General features: G+C 64.5%; 17 protein-coding genes. 12 read left to right on the forward strand and 5 right to left on the reverse strand.

The features are described 5' to 3' along the window. Positions 1-103 precede the first annotated feature (103 nt). From FCS99_RS05355 to FCS99_RS05390, 8 genes are all read left to right on the forward strand, one after another. Positions 104-1,171 carry a LacI family DNA-binding transcriptional regulator gene (locus tag FCS99_RS05355; RefSeq protein ID WP_138511042.1) on the forward strand — a complete coding sequence of 356 codons (1,068 nt, stop codon included), beginning with the start codon at positions 104-106 and terminating at the stop codon, positions 1,169-1,171. A 95-nt stretch (positions 1,172-1,266) separates the two neighbouring features. After that, positions 1,267-1,593: an Hpt domain-containing protein gene (locus FCS99_RS05360; RefSeq protein ID WP_138511043.1), complete on the forward strand. Its 327-nt coding sequence runs from the start codon at positions 1,267-1,269 to the stop codon at positions 1,591-1,593. Positions 1,594-1,620: 27 nt separating this feature from the next. Then, a complete protein-coding gene (locus tag FCS99_RS05365) occupies positions 1,621-1,923 on the forward strand; it encodes an STAS domain-containing protein (protein WP_138511044.1) in 303 nt (100 codons plus the stop codon). A 1-nt stretch (position 1,924) separates the two neighbouring features. After that, positions 1,925-3,109 carry a PP2C family protein-serine/threonine phosphatase gene (locus FCS99_RS05370; protein ID WP_171036246.1) on the forward strand — a complete coding sequence of 395 codons (1,185 nt, stop codon included), beginning with the start codon at positions 1,925-1,927 and terminating at the stop codon, positions 3,107-3,109. After that, positions 3,106-3,957: an ATP-binding protein gene (locus FCS99_RS05375; protein WP_138511046.1), complete on the forward strand. Its 852-nt coding sequence runs from the start codon at positions 3,106-3,108 to the stop codon at positions 3,955-3,957. Before FCS99_RS05370 ends, FCS99_RS05375 begins: the two co-directional genes overlap by 4 nt. 86 nt (positions 3,958-4,043) lie before the next feature. Continuing rightward, the gene (locus FCS99_RS05380) at positions 4,044-5,537 is read left to right on the forward strand and encodes an alkaline phosphatase (RefSeq protein ID WP_138511047.1); all 1,494 of its coding nucleotides are present in this window, start codon (positions 4,044-4,046) and stop codon (positions 5,535-5,537) included. Positions 5,538-5,663: 126 nt separating this feature from the next. Next, entirely contained in the window at positions 5,664-7,007 is a 1,344-nt protein-coding gene (locus FCS99_RS16230) for a hypothetical protein (RefSeq protein ID WP_233352668.1), read from the forward strand. Between the two features lie 115 nt (positions 7,008-7,122). Then, positions 7,123-8,283: a dipeptidase gene (locus FCS99_RS05390; protein WP_138511048.1), complete on the forward strand. Its 1,161-nt coding sequence runs from the start codon at positions 7,123-7,125 to the stop codon at positions 8,281-8,283. A gap of 9 nt (positions 8,284-8,292) precedes the next feature. Here the strand turns inward: FCS99_RS05390 and FCS99_RS05395 are convergent, their stop codons facing one another. From FCS99_RS05395 to FCS99_RS05405, 3 genes are read right to left on the reverse strand one after another with little or no spacing between them, the layout of a single operon-like run. Continuing rightward, the gene (locus tag FCS99_RS05395) at positions 8,293-9,846 is read right to left on the reverse strand and encodes a carboxylesterase/lipase family protein (RefSeq protein ID WP_138511049.1); all 1,554 of its coding nucleotides are present in this window, start codon (positions 9,844-9,846) and stop codon (positions 8,293-8,295) included. Next, positions 9,843-10,907 (reverse strand): sugar kinase, encoded by a 1,065-nt coding sequence (locus FCS99_RS05400; protein WP_138511050.1) that lies wholly within the window; start codon positions 10,905-10,907, stop codon positions 9,843-9,845. Before FCS99_RS05400 ends, FCS99_RS05395 begins: the two co-directional genes overlap by 4 nt. Positions 10,908-10,916: 9 nt before the next feature. Beyond that, complete coding sequence (locus FCS99_RS05405; RefSeq protein WP_138511051.1) at positions 10,917-12,425, reverse strand: UxaA family hydrolase; 1,509 nt, start codon at positions 12,423-12,425, stop codon at positions 10,917-10,919. Between the two features lie 161 nt (positions 12,426-12,586). On the opposite strand from FCS99_RS05405, the gene FCS99_RS05410 reads away from it, so the two are divergent. The 4 genes from FCS99_RS05410 (at position 12,587) to kduD (ending at position 16,653) form a co-directional block, all read left to right on the forward strand. Continuing rightward, a complete protein-coding gene (locus tag FCS99_RS05410; protein WP_138511052.1) occupies positions 12,587-13,672 on the forward strand; it encodes a LacI family DNA-binding transcriptional regulator in 1,086 nt (361 codons plus the stop codon). A 106-nt stretch (positions 13,673-13,778) separates the two neighbouring features. Beyond that, entirely contained in the window at positions 13,779-15,203 is a 1,425-nt protein-coding gene (gene uxaC, locus FCS99_RS05415; RefSeq protein WP_138511053.1) for a glucuronate isomerase, read from the forward strand. 14 nt (positions 15,204-15,217) lie between these two features. Further along, a complete protein-coding gene (locus FCS99_RS05420) occupies positions 15,218-15,856 on the forward strand; it encodes an RpiB/LacA/LacB family sugar-phosphate isomerase (RefSeq protein WP_138511054.1) in 639 nt (212 codons plus the stop codon). 41 nt (positions 15,857-15,897) lie between these two features. After that, on the forward strand, positions 15,898-16,653 hold the full coding sequence (kduD, locus tag FCS99_RS05425) for a 2-dehydro-3-deoxy-D-gluconate 5-dehydrogenase KduD (RefSeq protein ID WP_138511055.1): 756 nt from the start codon (positions 15,898-15,900) through the stop codon (positions 16,651-16,653). Between the two features lie 56 nt (positions 16,654-16,709). Here the strand turns inward: kduD and FCS99_RS05430 are convergent, their stop codons facing one another. Both FCS99_RS05430 and FCS99_RS05435 read right to left on the reverse strand, forming a co-directional pair. Continuing rightward, positions 16,710-18,341, reverse strand: a complete 1,632-nt coding sequence (locus FCS99_RS05430; protein ID WP_138511056.1) for a phytoene desaturase family protein — start codon at positions 18,339-18,341, stop codon at positions 16,710-16,712. Positions 18,342-18,400: 59 nt separating this feature from the next. After that, positions 18,401-19,912 (reverse strand): acyl-CoA synthetase, encoded by a 1,512-nt coding sequence (locus tag FCS99_RS05435; RefSeq protein ID WP_138511057.1) that lies wholly within the window; start codon positions 19,910-19,912, stop codon positions 18,401-18,403. Positions 19,913-19,919: the final 7 nt, after the last annotated feature.

A 19,919-nucleotide genomic window follows, 5' to 3' on the forward strand; every position in this document is an offset into this window, starting at 1 on the left:
GGTGCGACATGACGCAGTTGTGCCCTAGCGCCATGCGTCTATTCTGCGTTTGCGCTACCATCGCGGCAGCCAAGCGTCGTCAACAACCGGATCGCCCCTCGACATGAGTGTGAAGACACGGGCCAACAAGCAAACAGGCGCCACCATCAAGGACGTCGCCCAGCATGCTGGCGTGTCGGCGATGACCGTGTCCCGGGTGCTCAATGCCGAGCCGAATGTCCGCGAGGAAACCCGCGAACGCGTGCAGGCGGCGATCCGCGAGCTGAACTACCGGCCCAACCTGTCGGCCCGCAGCTTGGCGCGCGCCAACACGTATTTCATCGGACTGCTCTACGATAATCCCAGTGCGGGCTATATCAGCGAGCTCCTGATCGGGGCCCTCAATCGCTGTCGCAAGGCGGGCTACCATCTCGTGGTGGAAAGCTGTGGCGCGGCCGAACAGGACTGGGAAAGCGCGATCGGCGACATGCTGCGCACGTCGAATTTCGACGGCGTGATCATCCCGCCTCCAGTCTGTGACAATGCAGCCGTTCTGGCTGCGGTCGAAGCGGCCAGCCTTCCGCATGTGCGAATTTCTCCGGATCTGGAGAAGGCGGGCTCACCGCGGATCGAGACCGATGACCGGGCAGCGGCGCGCCGGATGACGGAATATCTGCTGGAACTGGGGCATCGCCGCATCGCCTTCATCCGCGGCCCGGAATCCCACGGAGCCAGCCGCAAGCGCTTCGAAGGCTATTGCCAGGCGATGGAGGCAGCCGGGCTGGCGCGGGACCCTGACCTGATCGCCGAGGGCGAATTCACCTACCGGTCCGGCCTGGAGGCAGCCGACACCCTGCTGAAATCGGATCCGCGTCCGACGGCGATCTTCGCCTCCAATGATGACATGGCCGTGGCCGCCATTGCCATGGGACACCGCCACCATCTCGATATTCCCACCGATCTGACCGTCGTCGGCTTCGATGACACCCAGACCGCCACGGCCATCTGGCCGCAACTGACCACGGTGCGCCAGCCGATCGCGACCATGGCGGCACAGGCGGTCGACATGCTGGCCGACCGGCTCGACCGGATCCGCACGGGCGAGGCGGGCGAAGCCAGCCTCTGCCAGGAAATCGGTTCGGAGATCATTGTCCGGGATTCTTCGGCCGCGCCGGGGCCTGCAGGGCGCTAGCAGACCGCCCTTGCCGCCGTGCGAAGGGCACGACTAGATTGGCATCCATCAGAATATCCGCGCAGGGAATGCGCGTCAGACGGGGATGAGAGGGCATGAGCGATTGGCAAGGTCAGCCTGAACTGGACATGGTGGCGGTTTCCACTTTGGTGGCCGCTGTCGGCAAGCCGGTTTTTGACGACATGAAGGGCCAGTTCGTGTCCGACCTGGAACGCCTTGTGAGCGAATATGGTGAGGCGCGCGCCCGCAATGATTCCGAGGAAGCCAAGGCCCTGGCCCACGCCCTGAAAGGGGCCGCCTCCAATATCGGCCTGAAGCGCCTGTCAGCCCTGGCCGCGGATCTGGAGCGCGGCGAATTGGGCGATGCCGACGCGCTGCCGGATGTTCTGGATGTCTCTGTCCGTCATTTGCAGGCCGCTTGAACCCCGACAGGCCGGCAGGAGAAGACCATGGAATTCAAGACGCATGAGGATGCCGACCGGCTGACATTGTCATTCTCCGGCATGCTGACTTTCGACGACCACGAAACCTTTCGCAGCGTCGTTACCTCGATCGTCGACAGCCCGGCCCCTACCACGGTGCTCGACCTGTCCGGTCTGACCATGATCGACAGTGCCGGAATCGGCATGTTGCTGCTGGCCAATGACCGGGCGTCCAAACAGGGCAAGCAATTGCGCCTCCGCGGTGTGACCGGTCATGTGGCCAAGGTCGTGGAATTGTCCCGGCTGGAACAACTCATCCCGATCGATTGAGATGATGTCTCCGGCACATGTCGCGGACCTGGCGCCCGAGGCGGGTATCGCATCCGCCCGCATCCTGATCGTGGACGATCTGGAATCGTCGCGTCGCCTGATCGGGACTGTTCTGGAAAGCGCCGGCTTCACCAATCTGGACTTTGCGGCGGACGGTGAGGCCGCGCTGGCCCGCATGGCCTGCAAGCCGGACATGGTTGTGCTCGACATTGTCATGCCCGGCCCGGACGGGTTCAAGGTCTGCGAGCGGATCCGGAGCGAATTCAGCCCGGATGTCCCGGTCCTCATGCAGACCGGCATGCAGGAGGATGACTACCGGCTGCGGGCCTTCCGCGCTGGCGCGTCGGATATCGTCTCCAAGCCCATCGATGCCGGCGAGCTGGTGTCACGGGTTCGCCTGCACCTTGAACGCCGTCGGCTCATGTCCAGCCTGCAGATCTACCGGCAGCGCATGGAAGAGGATTTGCGCGTGGCGCAGGCCATGCAGCACTCCCTGCTGATGTCCGCGGAGCAGGTGGACGCGATTGCCGGCCCGCGCGGGGCCCGTCTTTCGACTTTCTACCAAGCCTCCAACACGCTGGGGGGAGACCTCTGGCAGGTCTTCGCCGTCGACGAGACCCGGTTCGGGATTTTCATGGTGGATTTGTCCGGGCACGGCGTTTCTGCGGCGATCAACGCCTTTCGGGTCCACATGCTGGTCACCGGGATGACGGCGCTGGCGGATCGTCCCGGTGTCTGGATGCAGGCGCTCAATCGCGCCCTCGTGGACATGTTGCCGGTCGAGCAATTCGCCACCGGTTTCTACGGTCTGGTCGACCGGGCGGCGGGCACGCTGACCTACGCGTCAGCCGCCACGCCGCCGCCCTTGCATTTCCGGGCTGATGGAAGCTGGTCGGCCCTCGATGGCTCTGGCGTGCTTCTGGGCTGCAATGCCGCGGCGGACTACCCGGTCCGCACCTGCCCGCTGGGGGCGGGAGACCGGGTCTTTATTTACAGTGATGCGCTGTACGAGAATTTCCGGGATCCGGAGGCGTCCTTGGAGACCCCGGACCTGGCGGCCCATGTCCAGGCTGCCCTGCAATCCCGGGATGATTTCCAGGCCGCGCTCCTGTCCCGGGTCTTCGGTCCCGACCAGGCGCATCCGCATGATGACCTGACCTGGGTGATGCTGGAGGCGGGCGAATGAACCGCCGCAAGAAGGACAGGATCTGGCTGGCCCTGGCACCCGGTCGCCTGACCGACGCGCTGGTCGCGGCCTTCGAGCTGGAGGCGGGAGACCGTCTGGTCTGCGGCCCCGATCTGCCGGTCGAGGGGGATATCGGGATTGTTGTGGCCGATCAGGCTCATGCCCACGCCATTGCCCTGGCCCGGACGCGCGCCTCCGATGCCTTTCAGTCGGTCCTGCTGGGCGATCGCCCGGATGAGGCGGAGCCGGCAGACTATGTCCTGTCTCCCGATACCGATACGGCTACGCTGGTCGCGGTTGTCCGGATCGCCCGGGATTTCCAGGAGGAAGTCGCCAGCTTGCGGGCCGATGTGGCGTCGCGCCGGTCCGCGGTCGGCACGATCATGTCGGGACAGTTCGAGTTCCGGACGCTGGACGAGGCCCGAAACCTCGCCACCATGCTCGCCCTGGCCTGCCCCAATTCCGATCTCGTGGCCGTGGGTCTGCAGGAATTGCTCGTCAATGCGGTGGAGCACGGCAATCTGGAGATCGGCGCGCAGGAAAAGCAGGACCTGCTCCTGTCGGGCCAGTGGCGGGCCGAGATCGAAAAACGCCTGCAGGATCCGCGCTATTCCGAACGCCGCGTGATCGTCAATTTCAAGCGCGGACGCCGGATGATTTCCCTGACGGTCCAGGATGACGGGGCCGGTTTCGACCATGCGGCCCTGGACGTGGACGACAGCGGCGGAAGCGGGTATCGGGGGCGGGGCGTCGCGCTGGCGCGCTCCCTGTCCTTTGCCTCTGTGACCTTTCTGGGATCTGGCAATCTGGTGGAGGCAACCCTACTGCTCGACCCGGCGGCTGCATAAGCCGACAGGCGACGCGAAACTTTCATTGGCAATCCCGAACGGCCGCCATTAGGCCATGCAGGCTGACTGCAAAGAGGATCCGCCCGATGAAAACCCTGTCTGTCCTGACTTCCGCCCTGACCGTATTGCTGCTGTCTCCGTCCGCGCTGGCCCAGCCGGACCCGATGGTGGCCAGCCAGGACAGCTGGACGCGGGCCCGGGCCGAGGCGGCTCGCCGTCAGGCCGTCGAAGTGCGGCCTCAGGAGGCGCGCAATGTCATCCTTTTCATTGCCGACGGGATGAGCATCCCCACCATTTCCGCGGGCCGTATTTTCCAGGGCGAACAGACCGGTGCAGGTGAAACCGAGACCTATGTCTTCGAAGGGTTTGACCAGACCGCCCTGGTGCGCACCTACAATACCGATGCGCAGGTTGCGGACTCGGCCAGCACGGCCACCGCCCTGGTCACGGGTTACAAGACGCGGACCGGTGCGATCAGTGTGGCGGCCAATCAGGGGTTCGAAGCATGCGCGGCGGACGCGACGTTTCCGGCGACCCTGGCTGAACTGGCCGGGCGCAACGGACAGGCGACCGGTATTGTCAGCACGGCCCGCCTGACCCACGCCACGCCGGCAACAATGTACGCCCATTCGCTCAGCCGGAATTGGGAAAGCGATGCGGACCTGCCCGACATGGCCCGGGCGGCCGGCTGTCGGGACATTGCCGCCCAGCTCATCAGTTTTGCGCAGGACGAGGGAATCGACCTGGCCATGGGGGGCGGCCGCCGCAATTTCCTGCCGGACGGCGCCGGGGGTGAGCGAGCCGATGGCCGCGACCTGACGGCCGAGTGGCAAGGTGTCGTGGTGCAGGACCGGACGAGCCTGCTCGCCCTGCCGGCTGACGGTCCGGAACCTGTTCTGGGCCTCTTCAATGACGACCATATGTCCTATGAGGCGGACCGGGCCGGTACGGATGAGCCGTCCCTGGCCGAGATGACGGGCTTTGCCATTGACCGTCTGTCGCGCCATGAGGGCGGTTATGTGCTGATGGTGGAGGCCGGGCGCGTGGATCATGCCCACCACTCGACCAATGCCTATCGGGCGTTGACCGACATGGAGGCGTTTGATGCCGCGATCGAAACGGCTCTGGCCCGCGTCGATCTGGACAATACTCTGGTGATCGTGACGGCCGATCACGGGCACGTCATGACCTTTGCGGGCTATCCGGCCCGTGGCAATCCGATTCTGGGCCTGGTGCGCCGGTCCGACCCCTATCGGCCCGGCAGCGCCCCCAGCCTCACCCTGGACGAGAGCGGCCGCCCCTATACGACGCTCGGCTATCGCAATGGCCAAAATGTGCGCACGCCCGACAGTCCGGCCTTGGATGAGGCCGACACGCTGGACCCTGATTACCGTCAGGAAGTCCTGGTCGAACTGGAGGATGAGACCCATTCCGGCGCCGATGTCGCGCTTTACGCAACCGGTCCCCGGGCGCACTGGTTTTCAGGCTCGCTGGAGCAGAACACGATCTTCCATCTGATCACCGCTGCCCTGGGGTGGGAGGATGATGCCGAAGGTCGGGGCGGATCGTCGCAGGAATAGAATTATTATGCTGTTCAGCTAGGGTTCAGCGGCCCCTTCGTCTAATCTTCTGGAAACTGACCGGAAATGAGGGAGCGCAGGGGGCGTTCCCGACCGGCCAGGCAGGCTCTGGGAGGGGTCCTGAAAATGAAAACTCTACTCGCAGCTCTGGTGTCTGTGGCCGCCGTGTCCGTGCCGGCCATGGCGCAGGATTACAGTGCCCCGCCAACCTATGGCAGCGTCAATCTCAATGCCGGTTTCACGCCGGACCCCTACACGGTCCAGCTGACCTCGGGCGGGGCCCGTCCCGCCAGCAATGTCTCCTCGTCCTGCCGGGGGTGGATCGCCAATGCGCCCGATTTCTCGGTGACCTATTCGGCCGGCTCCACTTTCGACCTGACCATCGGAGCCGTGTCGGACAGCGACACCACGCTCGTGGTGAACGGTCCGACCGGCCGCTGGTATTGCGATGATGACAGCGGTGAGGGTCTCAATCCCTCTCTGACCTTCGCCAATCCGAGCTCGGGCCGTTACGACATTTGGGTCGGCTCCTATCGCGAAGGCGATTACGCTTCGGCCACGCTGGCGATTTCCGAGCTGGGCCTGACCAGCGGCGGCGGGGGCGGTGGCTCCTATGGCGGGATCGACTGGTCCCTGCCGGCCAATTTTGGCAGCACCTCCCTGCGCGGCGGTTTCTCGCCGGATCCCTATACGGTTGATGTCGTGTCCGGCGGTGCGTATGCGGCGTCGAGTGTCGACAGCAGCTGCCGGGGCTATGTTTCGGGGGCTCCGGACTTCGAGTTGAGCTTCTCCGCGGGTTCCTTGCCGCTGACGATCGCAGCCGTCGCCAGTGGTGACACCACGCTTCTGGTCAATGACCCGAACGGCAACTGGTATTGCAATGATGATGGCGGTGAGGGGCTCAACCCGCTGCTGACCTTCTCCAATCCGCGTTCGGGCACCTATGACATCTGGGTCGGGTCCTACAGCGAAGGCCGAAACATCAATGCCACCTTGTCCTTCTCCGAGCTGGGCCTCACGGCCGGCAGCAGCGGTGGTGGCGGGGGCGGCGGCTCCTATGGCCAGATCGACTGGTCCCTGCCCGCCAATTTCGGCAGCGTCTCCCTGCGCGGCGGCTTCACGCCGGACCCGTATCGCGTGGATATCGTGTCCGGGGGCACCCACCGGGCCTCCGAAGTGCGCAGTGGTTGCGCTGGCTGGGTGTCGGCCGCCCCGGACTTCGAACTCAGCTTCACCGCCGGCTCGCTGCCGCTAATCCTCTCGGCCGCGTCCAGCAGTGACACGACCATTCTGGTCAATGACCCGAATGGCAACTGGCACTGCAATGATGATGGCGGCAATGCGGGTCTGAACCCGGCGCTGACCTTCAACAATCCGGCCTCGGGTACGTATGACATCTGGATCGGTTCCTATCGCCAGGGCCAGAATCCAAGTGCCACCCTGTCGATCTCCGAGATCTACAGCGAATAGGCTGACACAGGCCTGACAGGAAACGGGACCGCCGGTTTGCGCCGGCGGTCCTTTTTCATGGACGGAAAGCGCGCTAAGCCTGTTGGCATAATCACAAGATTTCGGGGACGGTCACATGCGAATTTTCCTGGGTATCCTGGCGGCGGTTCTGGCCCTCGCCGGTCTCGCCTTCTTCTACATCATCCCGGTTCGCGTCGATGCCGGACGCAATGTCGTTGTCGAGCACGCGCCTTATGCGATCTCCGCTGAAGCCCGGGCCCTGCACGATGATCTGCGCGTCGGTGATCTGCATTCCGACATGCTGCTCTGGATGCGCAATCCGGCGCACCGGAATGACCGGGGGCACACCGACCTGCCGCGCCTGCGCGAAGGCCGGGTCGCGCTCCAGGTGTTCGCCAGCGTAACCAAGACACCGTCTTCGATGAATTACGAGGCCAACTCGGCGGATAGTGACAACATCACCCCGCTTGCCATTGCGCAGCGCTGGCCGATCGACACCTGGGGATCGATCCGGAACCGGGCGCTGTACCATGCGGATCGTCTCAATCGGTTGGCGCAGCGCGACGATGCTTTCACCGTGATACGCTCACGGGCCGATCTTGATGCTGTTCTGACCGCACGGGAGTCCGATCCTGATGCCCTGGCGGGCCTGTTGGCGACCGAAGGCGCACACCCTCTGGAAGGGGATATCGCGAATATTGCCCCCCTGTGGGATGCGGGATATCGCATGGTCGGTTTGCAGCACTTCTTCGACAATGAACTCGGTGGATCGCTTCATGGCCTCAGCGGGGCGGGCCTGTCCGACTTCGGTCGTGAAGCGGTGCCGGCCCTGATCGAGCAGGGCTTCATCATCGATGTCGCCCACTCCTCGCCGCAAGTCGTGCGGGATGTGCTGGCGATGACGGACCGGCCGCTCATCGTGTCCCATACCGGTATCCATTCGCACTGTCCGGTGACCCGCAATATTCCCGACGAATTGATGCAAGCCATTGCCGCAGAAGGCGGATTGATCGGGATCGGCTTCTGGGAAGACGTCACCTGCGACGACAGTCCGGAAGGCGTCGCCGCAGCCATCCTGGCGGCGATTGATCTGGTCGGCGTCGAACATGTGGCGCTGGGTTCGGACTATGACGGCACGATCACGACCACGTTCGATGCGTCGGAATATGCCGTGCTGACGGACCGCCTGCTCGACGCCGGGCTCGGCGAAGCCGATATCCGCGCCGTCATGGGCGAGAACCTGATCACCTTCTTTCGCGAGAACCTGCCGGAATAGTCTTTCCGGTCAGGTGCCTGGCTGGACGTAGGGCACGGTGGCGAACAGGGCCCGCTCCTCGCCGCGCGGATCATTCTCCAGGCGCGGCGGCCAGTCGAAGACCATCGTCTCCCGGTTCTCCATCGTATAGGGCTGCCAGTCCGGCAGGGCCGTGTGCTGCGGTGTGCCGGTCCGCGCCAGGGCGATGAAGGCTTCGCTCAGCAGGGCCGCCATGTTCCTTGCCGTCTCGCTATTGCCGGTCAGGCTGCCCTCGACGGCGGTATTGTCGAAAGCCAGCGGGATATCAAAGGTATGCGGGGCGTAAGGATTGCCCCAATCCATCTGGTAGACATAGGCCGGAGCTCCGGCCTTGGCCCGCTCCTCCGCCTCGATCACCGCTGCCCGCCAGGACCGCGCGGCCGTGGTCGCCGTGTAGAAAACCTCTTCCGGCGAGCGCTCGGGATGGAGTTCGCGATAGCGCGCGATGACCGTTTCCGGGCGGATATCGACCCGCATGTTGGGGATCAGCAGGTCCGGCAGGTTGTCCCAGCTGATATTTTCATACCGCTCGCCGCGCAGGAAGGCGCGGGTTTCGTCATGCGTATTGCCGATAATCATCGGAATATGCAGCGATTGCGGCGCCGCATCCGGATAAAACGGATGCCGCATCATCACCGCATCATCCTTCACCGGCCCGAAATAGACCGAGCCAAAGGGCAGGACCGGATCCGGGGCGGACAAGGCCTCGACCAGGGTCTCAGCCGGCATGTCGAGCACGGAAGCGGCATGGCTATCATCCAGACCCAGTTCGGCGAGATAGGCGCGGGAGCGGGCGGTGGCGTTGGCCGGGCCGGAGGCGGTGACCTGCTGGCCGCTCATGCTGGCAGCGCGGTGGAAGAGACCCGCCGCGGCCGGCGTGGCCATCAGGCTGGCGATCTTGGCGCCGCCGCCGGACTGGCCGAACACCATGACCCGGTCCGGATCGCCGCCAAAGCGCGCGGCATTCTCCTGCACCCATTGCAGGGCGAGGATGAGGTCGAGCTGACCGGCATTGCCCGACTGGGCAAAGTCCGGGCCGAGCAGGCGCTGCAGATAGAGATAGCCGAAGGCATTGAGCCGGTGATTGACCGTGATGACGACGACATCGCCCCGCGTCGCCAGGCGCGTCCCGTCATACAGGGGGTGCGAACCCGAGCCGGTCGCATAGGCCCCGCCGTGGAAATAGACCATGACCGGACGGCGGGCCGCTTCCTCCAGGCCCGGTGTCCAGACATTGAGAAACAGGCAGTCTTCCGACGTGTTGGGCTCGCTGCCGCGTTGCGGGCAGGCCGCACCGTATTCCACCGCCGGGCGTGTCTCCGTCCAGGCGTCTGGTCGCCGCGGGGCCCGGAAGCGGGCACGGCCGGTATCGGCGCCAAAGCGCACACCCAGGAAGCGATGGATGCCGCCTTCGACGACACCACTGACCGGTCCGTTGGACGTCTGCACCACGGGGTCAGATCCCTGCGTGCGGGCCTGGGCCGTGGAGCTGGCCAGCAAGGCGGCGCCTGTGCCGGCGAGAAGGGTGCGACGGGTTGGGGTCATCGGATCACTCCTGCGTCCTGGTTCTCGAGAGCCCGCTCGACTTCGGCCAGCGACGCCATGGACGCGTCGCCGGGTGTCGACATGGCGAGCGCGCCATGCACCGTGCCGTATTCCACGGTGGCAGAGTGGGGTTTGCCGGTCAGGAGCCCGTAGGCAATGCCCGACGCGAAGGCGTCGCCGCCTCCGACACGGTCGAGGATATCGAGACCGTCAAAGGCCCGCGAGGCATGAACGCGGTCACCGCCCGCCCAGAGAAAGCCTTGCCAGTCATTGATGTTGGCCGTGTGCGCCTTGCGGGTCGTGGTCGCGATGACTTTCAGATTGGGAAAATCGTTCCGGACACTCTCGATGACGTCTTTCGGGGTGCCGGTCAGTGCCGGTGTGCCCAGCCCGTCGGCGCCGAACAGGATGTCGACATGGGCGGCAATGCGCCGGTTCAGCGCGCGCGCGCCCTCTGATCCGCCCCGCTCGGCCCACAGTGAGGGGCGGTAATTGAGGTCATAGGACACCAGCGTTCCGTGTCGCCGGGCGGCTTCGATGGCGTTGAGAGTCATTTCGGTGGTGCTGTCGGACAGCGCCGCGAAAATCCCGCCGGTGTGGAACCAGCGCACACCGCAGGTGCCGAAAACATGGTCCCAGTTGATGTCACCCGGTCGCATTTGGGAGGCGGCTGAATGGCCCCGGTCTGACACGCCCAGGGCCGGCCGGATGCCAAAGCCGCGTTCCACGAAATTCAGCCCGACGCGGGTATTGCGTCCGATGCCGTCGAACTCCCGCCAGAGAATATTGGATGTATCGACCCCGCCCTGCAGGATCAGGTCCTCGGTCAGGGCACCGATATCATTGCGCGGCAGAGCCGTTGCGATACTGGCGCGCAAGCCGAAGCATTTCCGGGCCGCCCGGGCGAGATTGTATTCGCCGCCGCCCTCCCAGACCTGGAAAGTCCGGCTGTTGCGGATCCGGCCCTCGCCGGGATCGAAGCGCAGCATGACTTCACCAAGGGCCAGGATATCCCATTGGCAGTCGGCTTCCGGGCGGAAGGGGAGTGGGGTCTCGCTCATCAAACCGGCCTAAAGCGTCACGCCGCCCTTCCACAGGGCAATTTCACGCTCATCATAAAGCTCGTTGCGGGCATGGCGGCCCGAGGCCGTGTCCAGGATCAGGCGCCAGAGCCGCTCGGCCGCGGCATCCAGGCTTTCGCCTTCGGCCACTGGGCCGGCATCGAAATCGATCCAGTGCGGCTTGCGATTCGCCAGATCGGAATGGGTCGAGAGTTTCAGCGTGGGCACACTGGTCCCAAGGGGCGTGCCGCGTCCGGTCGTGAAAAGGACCATCTGGGTGCCTGCCGCTGCCATGGCTGTTGTCGAGACGGCGTCATTGCCAGGTGCTTCCAGCAGGCTCACCCCCGTCGTGCGGACCCGGTCACCGTAGTTGAGCACATCGGTGACCGTAGCTGTTCCTGCTTTTTGGACGGCGCCGAGGGATTTCTCCTCCAGCGTCGTGATGCCGCCGGTGATATTGCCGGGTGAGGGATTGGCGTGGACGACTTCGCCATGGTCCAGGAAATAGCGCTTGAACCGGTTCATCATCACACCGATGCGGGACTGGACATCCTCATTGGCCGCCCGCTGCATGAGCAGATGTTCGGCGCCGAACATTTCCGGCACTTCCGTGAGAATGGCGCTGCCGCCCATCGCCGTCAGACGGTCGGTGATGCGGCCGAGCAGCGGGTTGGCGGTGAGGCCGGAGAACGCGTCGGACCCGCCGCATTTCAGGCCGATGACCAGATCGGAGACCGGGCAGGCTTCGCGGCGGTCCATGTCGGCCATGTGGCTGGCAATGTCGGACACGGCAGCGATGCCGGCATCCAGTTCATCACCCATGTCCTGGCAAGCAAAGGCACGCACGCGCAGCGGGTCGGTGTCCGGCATGGCGTCGAGCAGGGCGCGGTACTGGTTGGACTCACACCCCAAGCCGACCAGTAGGACGCCGCCCGCATTCGGGTTCTGGGCGAGGCCGGCCAGAATGGCCCGGGTCCGTTCCAGATCATCACCCAGCTGCGAACAACCAAACGGGTGGGTGACGGCATGGACTCCATCGACCCGGCCCCGGACCTGGTTGCTGGCCATGCGGGCAATCCGCTCGGCGATCCGGTTGACGCAACCCACTGTCGCCACGACCCAGATTTCATTGCGGATGCCGACGCGGCCGTTGAAGCGGCGATATCCCATGAATTCATCGGCCCGGCCCGGCTTGGTGTTGCGGGTGGGCGTGTCCAGGGCCACGGCATAGTCGACCTCACCGGACAGTGCAGAGGCGAGATTGTGGCTGTGGACATGATCGCCCGGTTGGATACGGGCCAGGGCCCGGCCAATCGGTGCGCCGTACTTGGTCACAGGGGCGCCAGCCGACACGATCGAAAGCGCGAACTTGTGGCCACGCGGGATGTCGGATCGCACGGCCGGAAAGCCGGGACCGGGAATTGTGCCGGCGGTCAGGGGGGCCAGCGCCACGGCGACATCATCGTCGGGGTGAAGCATGAGGGCCGATTGGACGGCCGTTTTCTCGGCTACGGTCATGGGGTCTCTTCGTCTTTCTGGCCTTGATGGTAACCGGTGTCATTTTTTGGACAAGTGGGAAAATTCACGCGCAGGGTCCAAGCGCTCTAAAAGCATGACAAGCAAGGAAATGTCCTATAGGAGACATTTTTCGTGTTAACGCGAACGGGGGATGGTCGCGGATGTCGGACGAGGAAAATCCGGAACAGTCGGAGCCGAAATCGTCTCTGCGCGACGAGTTCCGAAACCGCCGCCCCACGATCAATGATGTCGCTCGCCTGACCGGGGTCTCCAAGAAGACGGTGTCCCGGGTGATCAACAAATCGCCGGCGGTGCGCGAAGACACGCGCGAAGCCATTCTCCGCGTGATGCACGAAATAGGCTATGCACCGGATCCGCAGGCGCGTGGTCTGGCCTTCCGCCGGTCCTTCCTGGTCGGCATGATCTATGACAACCCCAACCCGCAATATGTCGTGAACATGCAGCAGGGCCTGCTGGACGGTATACGTGGCACCGGGTTCGAGCTGGTGGTGCATCCGTGCGACCGGGCCAGCGAGACCTTCCTCACCGATCTGCGCAATTTCGTGGAACGCCAGAAACTCTATGGCGTCGTGCTGACTCCGTCCGTATCGGAAGATGAGCGCATCCCGCCGGTCCTGCGAGAGATCGGTTGCGAATTCATCCGCATTGCCTCGGTCTCGCTGGACGAGCCCGAGCACATGATTGTCACGCGCGACCATTTGGGCGGTGAAGCGGCCGGGCGTCATCTGGCGGAGTTGGGACACAAGCGGGTCGGCTTCATTTCCGGTCGACCAACCTTCCGGTCCTCGCATGAACGCCGGCGCGGTTTCGAGGCCGGTTTGGCCAGTGCCGGTGTGACGCTGGACGAGGCCAATGTGGCCCAGGGCGCCTACACGTTCGAGTCCGGATATGACTGCGCACGGGAACTGCTGAGCCGGGTGGACCGGCCGACGGGCATTTTTGCGGCCAATGATGAAATGGCGGCCGGCGTCCTGCAGGCGGCTCGGTCGCTGGATATCCCGGTCCCTGCGGAACTCTCCGTTGTGGGTTATGACAATTTCCAGCTGGCGGAGCGTCTCTGGCCGCGACTGACCACGGTGAACACGCCGACGCGGGAAGTCGGGCGCCGGGCGTCGACAAAGCTGATCAACCAGTTCAATGCGGCCGAGATCGACACGGATGATGATCGCGCCAAGCCCAGCCTGGTGATCCGGGAAAGTTCCGCGCCGCCTCCCGCCGTTTCCTGAACCCTTAGATCGGACAGCCGGTCCGGATTCATGACGGGACCGGTTGATGTTCGAAATGACACCGGTTACCTTCCGGCCAGGATTTAGCCAGAAACGGTCCGTTTCAATGCCTGCAACCCCGCAGCTTCATGAAGACCGGTTATTCCCGGCCGACCCGGCGACCCGTGCCATTGCGCGGAGCCTGTATGCGGGCGTGAAATCCCTGCCGATCATTTCGCCCCATGGTCATACGGACCCGCGCTGGTTCTCCGGGAATGAAGCCTTCGACAGTCCCGCCGATCTGTTTCTGGCCCCGGACCATTATTTGTACCGCATGCTTTACAGCCAGGGGATAAGCCTCGATGCGCTGGGGGTTCCATCCAAGGCCGGCAAGCCGGATTGCGACCCTCGCGAGGCCTGGCGCCTGTTCGCCCGGCATTTCTACCTGTTCCGCGGAACCCCCTCTGCCATGTGGATGAATCACGTGCTGGGCGATGTGTTCGGAATTGGCGAGCGGCTCAATGAAGACACGGCAGACGCCATCTATGATGCCATCGATGCGGCACTGAAGACCGAGGGCTTCCGTCCGCGCGCCCTGTTTGACCGGTTCAATATTGAGCTGTTGGCGACAACGGAATCGCCGACCGACACACTTGACCACCATCATGCCATTGCGAGCAGCGGTTGGTCGGGGCGTGTGGTCACGGCCTATCGGCCGGACCCGGTCGTGGATGCGGATCACGAGGATTTCCGCGCGGCGCTGGAACAGTTCGGCGATGTGACGGGCGAAGACACCTTCACTTGGCGGGGCTATCTGGCCGCGCACCGTCAACGCCGGGTCGACTTCATGGCCGCCGGGGCCACTTCGACGGACCATGGTCATCCCACGGCGGCGACGGCGGACCTGGATCCGGGCGAGGCAGAAGTTCTGTTCGACCGCATCGTGTCAGGCAAGGCCGGGGCGGGGGATGCGGAGTTGTTCCGGGCCCAAATGTTGACCGAAATGGCGGCGATGAGCCTGGAAGACGGGTTGGTCATGCAGATCCATCCCGGCTCCTTCCGCAATCACAATGCCGCCCTGTTCGCCTCCCACGGCCGCGACAAGGGCGCCGACATTCCGGCGCGCACGGACTATGTCCATGCACTGAAACCCTTGCTGAACCGGTTCGGCAATGAACGCGGTCTCGATATCATCCTCTTCACCCTGGACGAGACCAGCTACACGCGTGAACTCGCGCCGCTGGCGGGTCACTACCCGGTCCTGAAACTGGGCCCGGCCTGGTGGTTCCATGACAGTCCGGAAGGCATGATGCGTTTCCGCAAGCAGACCACGGAAACAGCCGGCTTCTACAACACGGTCGGGTTCAATGATGACACCCGCGCCTTCCTATCAATTCCGGCCCGGCACGACATGGCCCGGAGGGTGGATTGCGCCTTCCTGGCCGGACTGGTCGCGGAGCACCGTCTTACCGAAGACGAAGCCGCCGACCTCGCCACCGACCTCGCCTACACTCTGGCGAAAAAAGCCTACAAACTCGACGCTGCAAACTGAGACAGGATACTCCCATGAAGATCGCGCTCATCATCGAAAACAGCCAGGCCGCCAAAAGCGACATCGTCCATGACGCCCTGAAAACCGTGGTCGAACCGCTGGGCCATGAAGTCCACCACTACGGCATGTACACGCCGGACGACAAAGCCTCCCTGACCTATGTCATGAACGGCCTGCTGACCGGCCTCCTGATCAATTCCAAGGCTGCCGATTTCGTGGTCACGGGCTGTGGCACGGGGATGGGTTCCAACCTCGCCGCCAACTCCATGCCGAACGTGTTCTGCGGCCTCGTCATCGATCCGACCGATGCTTTCCTGTTCGGCCAGATCAATGCCGGCAATGCCATCTCCATGCCCTACGCCAAGGGCTTCGGCTGGGCTGCCGAGCTGAACCTGCAGGACTGCTACCGCAAGATCTTCGAATACAAGGCCGGCGAAGGCTATCCCAAGGAGCGCGCCGAGATCATGGCGAAGAACCGCGGCATCCTTTCCGAGCTCAAGGCTGTGACCTGCCATGACATGCTGACGGTCCTCAAGACGGTCGACCAGGACCTGCTCAAGGCCTCCATCGCGGGTGAGAAGTTCCAGGAATACTTCTTCGCCAACTGCCAGGACGAGGCGATCGCCGACTATATCCGCGGCGTGCTGGCTTAAGCGGCACGAACAGGCGCCGAGAGGCTGAAACGGAGACATTCATGAGCAATCCATTCAACCTTGAAGGCAAGGTGGCCCTGGTGACTGGCGGCAATACGGGGCTGGGCCAGGGCATGGCTGTGGCGCTGGCGGAAGCCGGTGCCGACATCGTCGTGGCCGGTCGCTCCAGCGCGGCTGACACGGGCAAGGCTGTCGAGGCGTTGGGCCGTCGCTTCTTCGAAGTGAAGGCTGACTTTTCCGATCCGTCCTGCGTCGACGGTGTGGTCGCGGAGACGGTCGAGAAGGCGGGCTCCATCGACATTCTCGTCAACAATGCCGGCATCATCCGCCGCAATGACGCGATCGATTTCACCGAAGACGACTGGGACAGCGTCATGGACGTGAATATCAAGTCGGCCTTCTTCCTGTGCCAGGCCGCGGCCAAGCGGATGATCCCGGCCGGCGGCGGCAAGATCATCAATATCGCGTCCATGCTGTCCTTCCAGGGCGGTATCCGGGTGGCCTCCTACACCTCGTCCAAGAGCGCGATCGCCGGTCTGACCAAGCTGCTGGCGAATGAGTGGGCCGCCAAGGGCATCAATGTGAATGCCATTGCGCCCGGCTATTTCGCCACCAACAACACGGCGGCCCTGCAGGCGGATGAGGATCGCAACAAGCAAATCCTAGAGCGAATCCCGGCCGGGCGCTGGGGCGATCCCAAGGATCTGGGCGGCGCTGCCGTCTTCCTGGCGTCTTCGGCTGCCGATTATGTCCAGGGCACGGTTCTGGCCGTCGATGGCGGCTGGCTGGCCCGCTAGACGCAAACAGCTTTCTTTCCCCTGATGGCCGGGCAGGTTTCCTGTCCGGCCTCTTTTTACCGGCGCCAGCGCTTTCCGAAATCACGCAGGATTTCCCGCGCGGCATTGTGGCCGGGCGCGCCCGTCACCCCACCGCCGGGATGGGTGCCGGCACCGCATTGGTAGAGCCCCTTGATGGGCGAGCGGTGGTCGGCATGGCCGAGCACGGGGCGGGCCGAGAAGAGCTGGTCCAGGCTGAGAGCCCCGTGGAAAATGTCCCCGCCGACCAGGCCAAATTTGCGTTCCAAGTCCTTGGGCGAGTGGATCTGGCGGCCCAGAACCAGGTCCCGGAAGCCCGGCGCCCAATGATCCACCGTGTCGATCATCAGGTCGGCCACCTCTTCGCGATGATCATCCCAATCCCGGCCATCGGGCAGTTCTGGCGCGACATGCTGGCAGAACAGGCTGGCGACGTGCTGCCCTGGCGGGGCGAGGGTGTCGTCCAGGGTCGAGGGGATGAGCATTTCGATGATGGGCTCGCGCGACCAGCCATCGCGCCGCGCGTCGAGCCAGGCGCGGTCCATATAGTCAAGGCTGGGCCCGATGATGATGCCGGCAGTGAGGTGGTCTCCCGGTTCCGGCTTGCAGGTGAAGCGGGGCAGGTCCCTGAGGGCGAGATTCATCCGGAAAGTACCGGACCCGCAACGGTAGTGGTCGATCCGTTCGCGGAAATCCTCCGGCAGGTCGCCCGGGTCCACCAGGCCGGAAAAGAGGAGTTTCGGATTCAGGTTGGACACGACCGCCCGTGCGGACAGCGTGGAGCCGTCTTCCAGAGTGACGCCGCAGGCGCGCCCTTTTTCGGTCAGGACTTCACGCACAGGGGCGTCGGTCCTGAGAGTGACGCCAGCCTCGCGGCAGGCGGCAGCCATGGCCTGGGTAACGGCACCCATTCCGCCGATGGCATGTCCCCAGGCGCCCTTCTTGCCATTCACCTCACCAAACAGATGGTGCAGCAGGACATAGGCGCTGCCGGGCGTGTAGGGGCTCGCATAATTGCCGACGATACTGTCAAAGCCGAACAGGGCCTTGATGGGCGCGCTCTCGAACCAGCCGTCCAGCCAGTCGCCGGCGGATTTGGAGAACAGGTCCAGCAGGTCGCGCTTGGCGGTCATGGAGAGGCCGCCCAGTTTCGAGCCCAGCCCGGCGGTCTTGAGCAGGTCGGGCAGGGCGCGGGCCCATCCGCCTTCGTGCAGATTGGGCGGGCTCTCCAGGACGAGGCGGCGCAGCGTGTCCGCAACGGCCTCAAGGCGTGCCTCATAGTCGGCCAGGCGTTCGGCGTCGCGGGCTGAAAAGCGGGCCACTTCCGACCGGGTCAGTCCCTCGCCAGCCAGCAGGTAATCCTCCTCCAGCGGCAGGAAATTGCCGACCTTTCGCTCCACGATTTTCAGCCCGTGCCGGGCCAGATCGAGATCGGCGATGACTTGCGGATTGAGCAGGGAAACCGTGTAGGCGGCGACGGAGTTTCTGAAGCCGGGATGGAATTCCTCGGTCACGGCGGCGCCGCCGAGAACCGGTCGCTTTTCCAGCAGCGTGACCGAGAGGCCGGCCTTGGCCAGATAGGCCGCGCAGACGAGGCCATTATGGCCGCCGCCGATGAGGATGATGTCGGTGTCGACCGCCTGACGGGCGGTCCTGAACGGGGTTGTCATGGTCTCCCAGTGTCCACAGGAGCGCGAATAAGGCAATCAACCCAAGCGTTTGGGCGCCGCTACTCCGACCGGCTGGCCGTTTGGGGCAAGGGCAGAAGGTGTTTGCGGACCTTGCCGGCCGAAGTGCGGGGCAGGTCGTCACAGATCAGCACGTGCCGCGGAATCTTGTAGCTCGCCAATCGGTCGCGACACCAGCGCGTGACCTGGTCGCTGGTCAGACCGGAGCCGGGCCGGATACGGAGATAGGCACAGCCGACCTCACCCCATTTGGCGTCTTCGATCCCGCGCACGGCGGCTTCCAGAATGTCGGGATGGGATTCGAGAACCTGTTCGACCTCGATCGGATACACATTCTCGCCACCGGAGATGTACATCTCCTTGATCCGGCCTACGACATAGCCGTGCCCGTCGGCGTCGATACGGCCGAGATCGCCGCTGCGCAGCCAGCCATCCTGGGTGAAGAGGGCGGCGGTTTCGGCCGGGCGTTGCCAATAGCCCGGCGTCAGGCCGGGGCCGAAGAACTGGACTTCCCCAACTTCGCCCGGCGGGAGGATGGTGCCGTCCGGTGCGGCGATGCGGGCATCGACAAGGAGCTGGGTCTTGCCGACCGAGCCGATATGGTCGAGCGCGTCTGCCGGATCGGCGAGAAAGGCCGTGGGGCCGGTTTCCGTCATGCCGAACCCATTGCACAGCCGGGCGCCACGTTCCGCAAAGGCGGTCACGATGGCATCCGGCAAGGGCGCCCCGCCGCTGGCCCAGTGGCGGGTCCGGTTCAGATCGGTCGCGGCAAAGTCCGGGTGCAGGATCAGTTCGCGGAACACGGAGGGTACGGCGAGAAGGATGTCGAGCTCGCCGGACTGGACCAGGGCGAGAAGCGGGCCCGGGTCGAAGCCGGGGAGAATGTGCACCCGTCCGCCGGCGATCAGGGTCGGCAGGGTGTGCAGATTGATGCCGGCCGTATGGAAGAGCGGCAGGAAGTTCAGCGTGGAATCGTGGGCGGACAGACCGGTCGCCTGGGTGATGTTGAGATAGTTCACCATCGCCATGCGGTAGGTCTGGATCACGCCCTTGGGGCGGCCCGTCGTGCCGGATGTGTAGATGAGATACCAGGTCTCGTCCCCGGGCCAGGCCGGGCGGCCGGGGTGTGGATCGGCAGTATCGCGACCGGTCGGGTAGGCTTCTTCCAGGTCGACCAGCCGGGTTTCACTGCCGGCTACGGCCTGTTCGGCCAGGGCGCGATCCTCCTGGCCGGTCAGGCAAAGGCGGGGCGTGCAGTCCTCAATCAGCTCTCGCAGCTCGCGGCCGGTCATCCGCCAGTTCAGAGGCACCAGGATGGCGCCCAGCTTGGCGCAGGCGAAGAGAAGCTCGAAAAACTCGATCCGGTTCCGGCACAGGACCCCGATCCGGTCGCCGGGGCGGATGCCCTCGCTGGCCAGGAAGCCGGCCGCCTTGCGGCTGTTTTCGTCCAGTTGGGCATAGGTCAGGGCCCGCCCGGTTGGCACATCGTGCAAGGCGGTCCGCCGGGGGGTCAGCACCGCTCGGCGCGCGGTAATGTCGGTGATGATGTCCATCGCCTTG

The organism is Maricaulis alexandrii (assembly GCF_005871165.1).
GTDB lineage: Bacteria > Pseudomonadota > Alphaproteobacteria > Caulobacterales > Maricaulaceae > Maricaulis > Maricaulis alexandrii.

What these genes read in the sequence shown, in the direction of transcription:
- FCS99_RS05380 (WP_138511047.1), top strand. Translation starts at nt 4,044, where the DNA reads ATGAAAACCCTGTCTGTCCTGACTTCCGCCCTGACCGTATTGCTGCTG.
- FCS99_RS05430 (WP_138511056.1), bottom strand. Translation starts at nt 18,341, where the DNA reads ATGACAACCCCGTTCAGGACCGCCCGTCAGGCGGTCGACACCGACATC.
- FCS99_RS05370 (WP_171036246.1), top strand. Translation starts at nt 1,925, where the DNA reads ATGATGTCTCCGGCACATGTCGCGGACCTGGCGCCCGAGGCGGGTATC.
- FCS99_RS05395 (WP_138511049.1), bottom strand. Translation starts at nt 9,846, where the DNA reads ATGACCCCAACCCGTCGCACCCTTCTCGCCGGCACAGGCGCCGCCTTG.
- FCS99_RS05360 (WP_138511043.1), top strand. Translation starts at nt 1,267, where the DNA reads ATGAGCGATTGGCAAGGTCAGCCTGAACTGGACATGGTGGCGGTTTCC.
- FCS99_RS05375 (WP_138511046.1), top strand. Translation starts at nt 3,106, where the DNA reads ATGAACCGCCGCAAGAAGGACAGGATCTGGCTGGCCCTGGCACCCGGT.
- FCS99_RS16230 (WP_233352668.1), top strand. Translation starts at nt 5,664, where the DNA reads ATGAAAACTCTACTCGCAGCTCTGGTGTCTGTGGCCGCCGTGTCCGTG.
- FCS99_RS05405 (WP_138511051.1), bottom strand. Translation starts at nt 12,425, where the DNA reads ATGACCGTAGCCGAGAAAACGGCCGTCCAATCGGCCCTCATGCTTCAC.
- FCS99_RS05410 (WP_138511052.1), top strand. Translation starts at nt 12,587, where the DNA reads ATGTCGGACGAGGAAAATCCGGAACAGTCGGAGCCGAAATCGTCTCTG.
- FCS99_RS05435 (WP_138511057.1), bottom strand. Translation starts at nt 19,912, where the DNA reads ATGGACATCATCACCGACATTACCGCGCGCCGAGCGGTGCTGACCCCC.
- FCS99_RS05365 (WP_138511044.1), top strand. Translation starts at nt 1,621, where the DNA reads ATGGAATTCAAGACGCATGAGGATGCCGACCGGCTGACATTGTCATTC.
- FCS99_RS05400 (WP_138511050.1), bottom strand. Translation starts at nt 10,907, where the DNA reads ATGAGCGAGACCCCACTCCCCTTCCGCCCGGAAGCCGACTGCCAATGG.
- FCS99_RS05420 (WP_138511054.1), top strand. Translation starts at nt 15,218, where the DNA reads ATGAAGATCGCGCTCATCATCGAAAACAGCCAGGCCGCCAAAAGCGAC.
- uxaC (WP_138511053.1), top strand. Translation starts at nt 13,779, where the DNA reads ATGCCTGCAACCCCGCAGCTTCATGAAGACCGGTTATTCCCGGCCGAC.
- FCS99_RS05355 (WP_138511042.1), top strand. Translation starts at nt 104, where the DNA reads ATGAGTGTGAAGACACGGGCCAACAAGCAAACAGGCGCCACCATCAAG.
- FCS99_RS05390 (WP_138511048.1), top strand. Translation starts at nt 7,123, where the DNA reads ATGCGAATTTTCCTGGGTATCCTGGCGGCGGTTCTGGCCCTCGCCGGT.
- kduD (WP_138511055.1), top strand. Translation starts at nt 15,898, where the DNA reads ATGAGCAATCCATTCAACCTTGAAGGCAAGGTGGCCCTGGTGACTGGC.